This is a genomic window from bacterium (assembly GCA_035527515.1).
GTDB lineage: Bacteria > B130-G9 > B130-G9 > B130-G9 > B130-G9 > B130-G9.
Genome location: DATLAJ010000070.1, coordinates 1 through 8,562 on the forward strand (window position 1 = coordinate 1; position 8,562 = coordinate 8,562).

The following is an 8,562-nucleotide window of genomic DNA, read 5'->3' on the forward strand; positions in this document are numbered from 1 at the left end:
GGATCTGACGAAGCTGCTGAACGAAGGCGTAGACGATTACTGGATTACGCTAACCGGCAATCGTGCCTTAGTGGAACGATTGCGAGCAGCAGCACCCGCAACGAAGGAGGCAGTATGAACGCAAGGGAATTTCGGCGGAAGCTTGGTGGCCGCCGCACACGTAAGGCCGCACGACGGGCGCTCGAGACGTACAGGCGCATGTCTCGCAGCACCCAGGACAAGGTTGAGTTACCCACCCCGTACAAGCATCTTCGACAGGAACTCAGGATGAAGGTCGACAAGGAAGAGCTTCTGGAGGCTGCGTGAGCGCCAAGCCAAACCTACGCTACGAAAACAAGGAGACCGGTGAGATCACCCTTCTCCACGTCAAGGATCCGTGGGAGGCGTGCGATCGGTTCGAGATCAAGTTCTGTGAGCCGGCGTCAGAGGAGTCCGTGAAGCGGTGGGAGGAGTCGATGGCGGACAAGCCGGTGGAGGTAGAGGTGAAGAAGAAACCCAAGGCAACCAGGATCAGGAGAAGCAAGTGATCAGCGATAGTAGGGAAGATGGAGTTTTGAATATATTCCCCCCGTTCGTTAAGGGAAGTGATACTAGCGAGGCGGCGGCCGTCTCGATTGAGCCTAGTGCTGGCTCCATGAGGTCAGAGGTTCTGGGGTTCCTGCGTGATCGGGGTGGTGGCACATGTGATGGGGTTGAGGTGGCTCTAAATATGCGCCATCAGACGGCCTCTGCTAGGATTAGAGAGCTTGCTGTAGCTGGATTGATCGTCGACAGGGGGGCTAGGGAAAAGACCCGTAGCGGTCGCCTTGCTGTGTTTTGGCTCCCGGCCGAGGATCCTCGTGCCTTGATGAGTACCTGAAGAGAGGATAGGAGTATGATCAGCGAAGACGACATCGAAAAGTCAGTCGACTATCTAAGGGACAACGCCCGGAAGGCGGGCCAGGCCAGGGCGAACCGGCTCTACCTTGACGAGTACCGCAAGGTGGTCAAGGCCCAGGTCATGCGCGAGAAGGACAATCAGCCCTTGGGGGCGCAGGAGCGCGATGCGTATGCCAGCGTAACATACGGCGAACACTTGGAAGCCCTGAAGGAAGCGATAGAGAAGGACGAATATCACCGCTGGATGATGATCGCCGCTCAGGCCAAAATTGAAATGTGGAGAACCCAGCAGGCCAACGCCCGGGCCGAGGGAAGGGCATACACATGAGAAAACTGTGGCGGTGGTTTGACGAGGTGGTCCTCTGGCAGATCGACCTAATCCGTGAGAGATTCGTCTGGAGGTTCAGGAAATACTGGGCCGCCTTATGGCACTGACGCCAGCTCAGAGGCACAAGGACAGGGTTGCTTCGGTTGGCTGTGTTGTCTGCCGGCGCCTGGGCCACGGGAACGTCCCTGCCCAGCTCCACCACATAGCGGGCGGCTCGAGCAAGCGCTCGCCGTTTGCTCTGGTGGGTCTATGTCCAGAGCACCATGACGCCCAGAGGTCTGGGTCCGGGTTCCATGGGATGGGGACGAGAACTTTCTGCAGCATCTTCTCTGTCCCGTGGCTACGTGAGGAGGGGTTGCTTGTGTGGGTGAACGAAGACCTATCGAGGTATGCAAAGTGAGATTGAACTACATAATCATTGGCGCCGGAGGGCACGGCCGGGAGCTATGCGATTGGCTGGACACGCCGCACGTCGCCTTCGCGGACGACGAGAAACCTCTAGGCCCATTGGAGGGGCACGAGAAATTCAACGTGAGGTGGCGGATTGCCGACTTGGGTGAGCTGCTGAAGTTGGGGGATGGTGGGTATTGGACTGGTGGGAAGGATGACTTCCATGTTCCATACATCGCCATGGGATCCCCGGCTGCGCGCAAGGTGATTGTGGAACTGGTTCCGGTGCTACGCCAGTACGGATATGTTTTCCAGCACCGCTTCGCGCACCGCTGCAATAGCGCTCGGATTGGTGGCGGGACTATCATGGGTCCGTTCTCGGACGCCGCGGCCGGAGTGAAGATCGGGCAATTCGTGGACATGAACTACCACTCCACCGTCGGGCACGACTGCGTGGTCGGGGATTTCGTAACCCTCAGCCCATACGTGGGCCTGATGGGCAACGTCACCGTCGGTGAGGGGGCGTACTTCGGGGTTGGGGCGAAGGTTCTCCCCGGAGTGAAGGTTGGGGCGTGGGCAGTCATCCAGGCTGGAGCTATCGTACACAAGGACGTGGCTCCGGGTGAGACGATGTACGGGCACCGGGCGGTTCCTAAGGAGAGGATCACATGACTGATGAAATCTTCGACGTAGGAGAGCCTCTGAAGCAGGCCCTGGTTGTCGTCATGGCGAGCGAGAACGGTAGGGACGGGTGGGTTCCAATCCCCCCGGAGGTGGTCCCTGAGTGGGTCAAGGAGCACGGCGTCATGGGGAGGATTGTGGCGGGTGACGTAGCCCTCCACTGCGGTCTCGAGGACTCACTGCACTACAGAGCGGCGACAGACGACGAGCTGCGCGACCTTAACCAGATACGGATGGGGAACTAGCATGGCTATTACTTACAAGACCTCGGTGGATAGACTTACCAGCGCTCTTTGTGATGCGATCTACAAGAGGATCGAGAACGAAATTAGGGACAAGCTCATAGACCGAATCGAACCATTGGTCGAGGAAGCGGCAAGGGAGGCTGCCAAGGAGATAGCCCCGGCAATTATCAACATACGCGAGGACATGATGACCGGCGATGTGCATGTGGTCTTGATGATCGGGGATAAAAAAGAGGACATCGTATGATCAAGCTTCTTGTTCCAACACTACCCACCACGGACAGCCTCATCCCCTACCTTCGTCGGATCGAGGAAGCGAAGTGGGCGACGAACTTCGGGCACAACGTCCAGGAGCTGGAGTCGCGTCTCAGGGACAGGTATCCGGGGAACCGAGTCGTAACGGTCTCGTCCTGCACAACCGGCCTCGAGATCGTCTACAAGATGTTGAGAGAGGCAGGGCTGAAGGCCATCGCCCTCCCCGCACTCACATTCCCGGCGACAATCCTAGCGGCAGCTAACTCCGGCCTAAATGTACACTACGGGGACGTCGACAAGGAGACCTGGGCTCACCCCAACGTCGCACTTTACGGAACCCCTGCAGACGGCCCTATGGTCGATGCCGCCGCGGCGTTTGGCGAGCAACTCATGTTTGGAGACGTGCCGAAGATTGCCGTGTTCTCTATGCACGCCACAAAGATGGTGGGAGCTGGGGAGGGTGGGTACATCGTTTGCAAGACAGAGGAGATGGAGAATGAATTAAGGATGCGATCAAACTTTGGGATGCTGGCCCCCGGAACCGCATCCATCAAGAACGGAACGAACGGGAAGATGTCCGAGTATACGGCTGCTGTTGCTCTAGCCTCTCTCGACGCCTACGATAGAGAGTCTTGGGTCAGGCTGTACGACCTATATGAAGAGTTTCTACCGTCGTGGGCATTTAGGCCCAAGAGACCTCGTGGCGCCTACCCCATCATGTCTGTGGGGTTACCTGTTGACGCCGTTCCCGTTCAGGAAAGGATGAAGGCCAATGGTGTTGAGACCCGGCAGTGGTATTGCCCGGCTATGGATAGGCACCCACTGTCGACCTCATTCAACTACCCGGAACTCCCGGTTACCCGGTGGATCGAGCGCCACTCACTCGGGCTACCCTACTACCCGTCCCTCACGAGGAGTGAAGTTGAGTACGTGTGCCAGGCCCTAAGTCAATCGGTGGAATCCTGATGGCCCGGCGCCCGGTGTTTACGGACTACAGCCCAGAGATGCAGGCCCGGATTCGTAAGGCCCAGGAGGCCCTAGAAAACAAGGCGGATCGCATCACCACGCAGAAGCTCAATAGGTTCAGCGACGCCCGGGAGACCCGGGTGGTCTTGAAAGAAGCGGTTCTACCACCTGCGGTTATTGTTATTGTTAAGCCGAAGATACCCAAGAAGCCCCGCATCAAACCCCGCGCTGGGCGGAAAGTTCCCCCGGAGCGGCGCACAAAGTATTTCAACAGAATCCTGGGTGGGGTGACCGGGCACACAAAGTACTTCAATAAAATCACCACGGTCGATGGGCGAAAATTCCATTCCAAGAAGGAGGCCAATAGATTCGTTGTTCTCAGGGAGATGGAGAAGGCCGGCGTAATTAAGAATCTGGAGTGCCAGGTCAGGATGCCGATCGAGATCCACAATATCAAAGTCACCACCTACGTTGCTGACTTCGTCTATTACCAGGACGGAGATCGTGTCGTCGAGGACGTCAAGGGAATGAAGAAGGGGGCAGCGTACCAGCACTACTCGCTCAAGAGGGACATGCTGAAGGTGCTATACGGGATAACGATCCTCGAAACATGAAACATAACCCCAAGGAGTTACATCGGATTCAGTCTCTACTCCGTGATTGGGTCCGGTGGCGTCGCGATTGGGCTCCATCAAACGGATACCCGAGGGCGGTTCCTTGGATCAATTCAGTCTCCGGCCACGTCAGTTGGAACACGGAGGACGAGGAGTACGACTCGATGATTCAGTCGGCGACAATGCGGTCGCTGTCTGCTTGCATTCGCCAACTCAATGGGCACCAGATCAACTCCATAAACGTGATATATCTCCGGGAATTGGGGCCCGCCGTATGGAGATCGGGCCGTATTTCTCGCTCTCAAATCAAAAGAATTTGCGACGAGGCCGAGATAGCGTTGATTTCATTGATGAAAAAGGCCGACGTTCTGCTTTGACTTTGTCCTCTATCTGTGGTATGGTCGACCTCGGTCGGGGATTCCACGCCCTGACGAAACGTGAGAGCCCCTTCATGGGGCCTTTTTTTATGCCCCAGTGGCATAGCGGCTCGGGATTCCACCCATCCTTGCCAGACTGGTCCCCGGCCGCCGCGGGGCGGCGCGACAAATCCGCCCACCTTTTTATTGCATCATCCCGGTATCTGTGGGATAATACGCGAATGGAAAAAGCCAATCGAAAGCCAGCTACACTCTCCACTCTTCTGGACGCTGAAACGCAGGAGGATTACAGCCTCGGCAGGGGAGCGTCCCCAGAGCTAAACCCATACAGGGCCATCTGGTTCGCGGTCATAGGGAGAGCCTTCCATGACGCCAGGGGTGAGGCAACGATTACGCTCGACGACGTTCGTGCCTCATACGGCATGGGTCGATCGACCGTACAGAAGATCAGAAACGAGACCCCCGAGAAGTACGCTGTCATGTACGGCCGGTGCAAGCAGGCAATCATAGACTCAGCCCGGGACTGGATAGCCTCCGATGGCGGTGGGGAGAGAGAATTTATCTGGGTGTGCGATGAGTTGGATATTGATCCGCTCGAGGTTCGCGCTGCCCTGGCGAGGTACGTTGATTCAGACGCGGGGTAGCTCAGTTGGTAGAGCATTGCACTCATAATGCACAGGTCGGCGGTTCGAGTCCGTCCCCCGCAACCAGTTTTCCCACGAGGCGGATGCAGAGCGAACCTGTGGCGCGAGGTTTATCTAGGCCCTGCGACGAGACCACTCTTCCTATGACGCAGCCCAGTGGGTTTTTTTACAAAGAGGCTTTATGAAAATCGGCATTCTCGGTGTGAAGGGTAGAATCGGCAGCGCGCTGTCCGTGCTTGCTGCTGGACACGGCCACTCGATTGTTGGGTACGATCTTGGTGATAGTCGCAGCGCCCTGTGGGAGGCCTTCGACGCGGACGCCACGGTCAACTTCACCCAGAACCTGAACTACATGTTCGGTCCAATGCGCGCATACTTCGACGCATCGGAGCGGGTGGAAAAGACGGCTGACCTTGCCAGGTTCCATGCGAACGAGACCCCCGGGCAGCTCTTCGTCCCGAACTGCGGTATCGCACCAGGGGCGTTGAACATCCTCGCCGGCAAGATGATGCGAGAGGCTGTTGGTAGGATCCACGAGTGCATGATTTATTGCGGGGCCCTCCCTGAGTCACGGTGGAAGGGATACAGCGTGACGTGGTCGCCGGAGGGGCTGGCTAATCTCTACTCTGAGATGGTGGTCGAGCGCGGAATGCGGGGGACAGATATCACAGTAGCGCCCCTCGCTGTTCGGGGAACGAAGTGGGTTATGGGCTCGGAGTTTGAATACTTCAACACGAGCGGTGGCTTAGGCACTCTCTTGGAGAGCTTCCCCGACACGGGACCCATGGGGTACAGGACGCTGAGATACCCTGGGCACCTTGACCAGATCATAAAAATGAGGGCCGAGGGCGGAGACCTGGCGCAGAAGTTGATTGAGCGTTGGCCCGACGACGGGATGCTTGACCGAGTAGTTGCATCGGTTAATGTGCTAGACGGCGAAGTGGATCACGAGATCGAGTTCGAGGTGAAGCCGGCGCCGGGGCTTAGTGCAATACAGATCGCGACCGCGACGGGCGTGCTGGCCGCCATAGAGGCGACGAAGGGAATGACCGGGTACATCAAGCAGGAGGATATCCCGTTTGATGCTTGGCTGCAGGCAACCGACGGGGTGTACGCATGAGCGGATCTTTCGATAGTGGTGGACTGGACGAGGTTTTCAACCGGGCCGTAGGCCGCACGATAATCGGATTCGATATCGAGGCCGATAGCGCCAGCCTGTACCTGAACGACGGACAGATGATTGTGATCTCGGACACTCAAATCGGCATCCATCGTCCCGACGAAGCGTGGATTAACTGATGACGACGATCGCGTGCGACCGCGAGAGCATTGCGTGCGATACGCGGGCTGGATACACGGAGGTTAATGACGACACGTTCGTCAGCCTCAAGCTTTACCCCGCCAAAAGCGTGGGAGCTTTGTACGGTCTGTCGGGTGAGAACTGCGCTGGGGCCATTATGGCTCTCGAGTGGTTGCAGAGTGAGCGCAACCCAGAGCTGAAGCCGCGCCCTCCCGACTACGATCACGATTGGGATTGGAAGCTGCTCGAGCTTTCCCGTCGCGGTATTGCGGTTTACAACGAGTACCTCGAGCGAGACCCGATCATAGAGCGCGTCGCTGCCATTGGTAGCGGTGCGAAGGTAGCACTGTACTGCATGAAAATTTTAGGTATGTCTCCCGCTGAAGCTGTCAGGGAGGCGTGCAAGGTAGACCACCACAGCGAGCTGCCGATTTACGTCGTATCGTTGAACACGATGCGCGTGGCTCGTTACAGGTTAAAGGCTTCCAACAAAGCGCCGAAGCTGGCGAAACTGCAAAATGAGGATAGACCCTAAACTCAAAGAGTGGGCGACGGAAACCCAACTCAAGTGCATCGATGCGGTCAACGAGCTTGGATGGCGCGGTGCCGCTAGGGATATCGGGGTAAGACTCTCGACCATCCAGGGTGCCGTTAGTGGTGTAAAGAAAAGGGCCGCCAAGGCTGGGTACGCGCCTGAGTCCGATATGACTCACATTGCGCCGAGCCCCTTCGACGTGTCCGGGGTTTCGACTCACTACGATGCCGACGGGAAACCCACCGCTCAATGGGTGAAGACCAAGTTAAACAACGACAAGGCATACGACGCACTGAAGGAGTGGGTGGGGTGGCTGGTCGAGGATGTTAAGGGGAAGTCGCCGAAGATCCGGGCGCCTGCGCGCGTCAACGAAGACCTCTTGACTGTGTATCCGGTCGGGGATCCCCACTTGGGCATGTATTCCTGGGCCGCGGAGACCGGGTCAGATTTTGATTTGGAGATCGCGGAGCGTCTTATGTGCTCGGCGATCGATCGGCTGGTCGCGTGTGCGCCGGCATCTGCGATTGCCCTGCTGTTGGAGCTGGGGGATCTATTCCACGCAGACAACTCGAGCAACGCCACGCCGCGCAACGCCAATGCTTTGGACGTTGATACACGATGGGCTCGAGTGCTACAGATAGGCCTTAGGGTGATGATCTACACGATCAAGGCCCTACTGAAGAAACACAAGAAGGTGATCGTGAAACTGAATGCTGGCAACCACGACCCGCACACCAGCTTCGCTCTGTCTCTTGCCCTAGATGCGTTCTTCCACCTGGACGATCGTGTCGTGGTCGACCTGAGCCCAGCGGTTCATTGGTACTACACCTTCGGAAAGGTGCTGATCGGTAGCACGCACGGGGACACGACAAAAGTGGCCGCGCTCCCTGGTGTGATGGCCGCAGACAGGCCTGTGGATTGGGGCGGGACGACGCACAGGTACTGGTATCTCGGACACATCCATCACCGGGACATGAAAGAGTTCCCTGGGGTGGTGTGCGAGTACTTTCGGACTCTTGCTGCAAGAGATGCCTGGCACTCGCAGCAGGGCTACCGCGCCGGCCGGGACATGGTGTGCATCGTCCATCACAAGAACCACGGTGAGGTCGAGCGCCATCGTTGCGATCTCTCCATGCTGGAGGCCGTATGACCGACCCAGAGATAACGCGCGCGTGTGCAGTGGCGATGATGCTTCAAGAGGTGCCGTACAGATTCGGACAGCCACCCGCAAAACATCCAGAATCAGCCCTTCGTATGGCACAGGGCGCAAAGGCTCCGCACTGGTACGACCCACTCCATAACGACGCGCAGATGGCGGCGATGGTGAAGGAGTTTCGGCTGAATCTGT

At 57.6% G+C, this 8,562-nt stretch carries 16 protein-coding genes and 1 tRNA gene; all 17 read left to right on the forward strand.

All coding sequences use genetic code 11. From position 1 onward, the window contains the following. Positions 1-114 precede the first annotated feature (114 nt). On the forward strand, positions 115-306 hold the full coding sequence (locus VM163_05370) for a hypothetical protein (protein ID HUT03303.1): 192 nt from the start codon (positions 115-117) through the stop codon (positions 304-306). Next, entirely contained in the window at positions 303-527 is a 225-nt protein-coding gene (locus VM163_05375; GenBank protein ID HUT03304.1) for a hypothetical protein, read from the forward strand. The genes VM163_05370 and VM163_05375 overlap by 4 nt, the downstream gene beginning before the upstream one ends. Beyond that, a complete protein-coding gene (locus VM163_05380; protein ID HUT03305.1) occupies positions 524-859 on the forward strand; it encodes a hypothetical protein in 336 nt (111 codons plus the stop codon). The genes VM163_05375 and VM163_05380 overlap by 4 nt, the downstream gene beginning before the upstream one ends. Before the next feature lie 15 nt (positions 860-874). Continuing rightward, positions 875-1,207 (forward strand): hypothetical protein, encoded by a 333-nt coding sequence (locus VM163_05385; GenBank protein ID HUT03306.1) that lies wholly within the window; start codon positions 875-877, stop codon positions 1,205-1,207. Positions 1,208-1,304: 97 nt separating this feature from the next. Next, positions 1,305-1,607 (forward strand): Ref family recombination enhancement nuclease, encoded by a 303-nt coding sequence (locus tag VM163_05390; protein HUT03307.1) that lies wholly within the window; start codon positions 1,305-1,307, stop codon positions 1,605-1,607. Beyond that, entirely contained in the window at positions 1,571-2,269 is a 699-nt protein-coding gene (locus VM163_05395) for an acetyltransferase (protein ID HUT03308.1), read from the forward strand. The genes VM163_05390 and VM163_05395 overlap by 37 nt, the downstream gene beginning before the upstream one ends. Next, positions 2,266-2,523 (forward strand): hypothetical protein, encoded by a 258-nt coding sequence (locus VM163_05400; GenBank protein ID HUT03309.1) that lies wholly within the window; start codon positions 2,266-2,268, stop codon positions 2,521-2,523. Before VM163_05395 ends, VM163_05400 begins: the two co-directional genes overlap by 4 nt. Before the next feature lies 1 nt (position 2,524). Further along, entirely contained in the window at positions 2,525-2,770 is a 246-nt protein-coding gene (locus VM163_05405) for a hypothetical protein (GenBank protein ID HUT03310.1), read from the forward strand. Beyond that, complete coding sequence (locus tag VM163_05410; GenBank protein ID HUT03311.1) at positions 2,767-3,744, forward strand: DegT/DnrJ/EryC1/StrS family aminotransferase; 978 nt, start codon at positions 2,767-2,769, stop codon at positions 3,742-3,744. The genes VM163_05405 and VM163_05410 overlap by 4 nt, the downstream gene beginning before the upstream one ends. Beyond that, the gene (locus VM163_05415) at positions 3,744-4,358 is read left to right on the forward strand and encodes a DUF1064 domain-containing protein (GenBank protein HUT03312.1); all 615 of its coding nucleotides are present in this window, start codon (positions 3,744-3,746) and stop codon (positions 4,356-4,358) included. Before VM163_05410 ends, VM163_05415 begins: the two co-directional genes overlap by 1 nt. Positions 4,359-4,956: 598 nt before the next feature. Continuing rightward, entirely contained in the window at positions 4,957-5,379 is a 423-nt protein-coding gene (locus tag VM163_05420) for a hypothetical protein (protein HUT03313.1), read from the forward strand. Then, a tRNA-Met gene (locus VM163_05425) sits at positions 5,370-5,445 on the forward strand. Before VM163_05420 ends, VM163_05425 begins: the two co-directional genes overlap by 10 nt. Positions 5,446-5,560: 115 nt before the next feature. Beyond that, positions 5,561-6,499: a saccharopine dehydrogenase C-terminal domain-containing protein gene (locus VM163_05430; protein HUT03314.1), complete on the forward strand. Its 939-nt coding sequence runs from the start codon at positions 5,561-5,563 to the stop codon at positions 6,497-6,499. After that, positions 6,496-6,678, forward strand: a complete 183-nt coding sequence (locus VM163_05435; protein ID HUT03315.1) for a hypothetical protein — start codon at positions 6,496-6,498, stop codon at positions 6,676-6,678. Before VM163_05430 ends, VM163_05435 begins: the two co-directional genes overlap by 4 nt. Next, positions 6,678-7,214: a hypothetical protein gene (locus VM163_05440; GenBank protein ID HUT03316.1), complete on the forward strand. Its 537-nt coding sequence runs from the start codon at positions 6,678-6,680 to the stop codon at positions 7,212-7,214. The genes VM163_05435 and VM163_05440 overlap by 1 nt, the downstream gene beginning before the upstream one ends. Further along, the gene (locus VM163_05445) at positions 7,198-8,364 is read left to right on the forward strand and encodes an oxidoreductase (GenBank protein HUT03317.1); all 1,167 of its coding nucleotides are present in this window, start codon (positions 7,198-7,200) and stop codon (positions 8,362-8,364) included. Before VM163_05440 ends, VM163_05445 begins: the two co-directional genes overlap by 17 nt. Beyond that, positions 8,361-8,562 (forward strand): hypothetical protein (locus VM163_05450; GenBank protein HUT03318.1); only part of this gene is annotated, 202 nt, incomplete at its 3' end. The genes VM163_05445 and VM163_05450, both read left to right, overlap by 4 nt.

Excerpts from the sequence above, each read along its gene's own strand:
- VM163_05370 (HUT03303.1), top strand. The coding sequence starts at position 115 with ATGAACGCAAGGGAATTTCGGCGGAAGCTTGGTGGCCGCCGCACACGT.
- VM163_05385 (HUT03306.1), top strand. The coding sequence starts at position 875 with ATGATCAGCGAAGACGACATCGAAAAGTCAGTCGACTATCTAAGGGAC.
- VM163_05390 (HUT03307.1), top strand. The coding sequence starts at position 1,305 with ATGGCACTGACGCCAGCTCAGAGGCACAAGGACAGGGTTGCTTCGGTT.
- VM163_05400 (HUT03309.1), top strand. The coding sequence starts at position 2,266 with ATGACTGATGAAATCTTCGACGTAGGAGAGCCTCTGAAGCAGGCCCTG.
- VM163_05405 (HUT03310.1), top strand. The coding sequence starts at position 2,525 with ATGGCTATTACTTACAAGACCTCGGTGGATAGACTTACCAGCGCTCTT.
- VM163_05410 (HUT03311.1), top strand. The coding sequence starts at position 2,767 with ATGATCAAGCTTCTTGTTCCAACACTACCCACCACGGACAGCCTCATC.
- VM163_05415 (HUT03312.1), top strand. The coding sequence starts at position 3,744 with ATGGCCCGGCGCCCGGTGTTTACGGACTACAGCCCAGAGATGCAGGCC.
- VM163_05420 (HUT03313.1), top strand. The coding sequence starts at position 4,957 with ATGGAAAAAGCCAATCGAAAGCCAGCTACACTCTCCACTCTTCTGGAC.
- VM163_05430 (HUT03314.1), top strand. The coding sequence starts at position 5,561 with ATGAAAATCGGCATTCTCGGTGTGAAGGGTAGAATCGGCAGCGCGCTG.
- VM163_05435 (HUT03315.1), top strand. The coding sequence starts at position 6,496 with ATGAGCGGATCTTTCGATAGTGGTGGACTGGACGAGGTTTTCAACCGG.
- VM163_05440 (HUT03316.1), top strand. The coding sequence starts at position 6,678 with ATGACGACGATCGCGTGCGACCGCGAGAGCATTGCGTGCGATACGCGG.
- VM163_05445 (HUT03317.1), top strand. The coding sequence starts at position 7,198 with ATGAGGATAGACCCTAAACTCAAAGAGTGGGCGACGGAAACCCAACTC.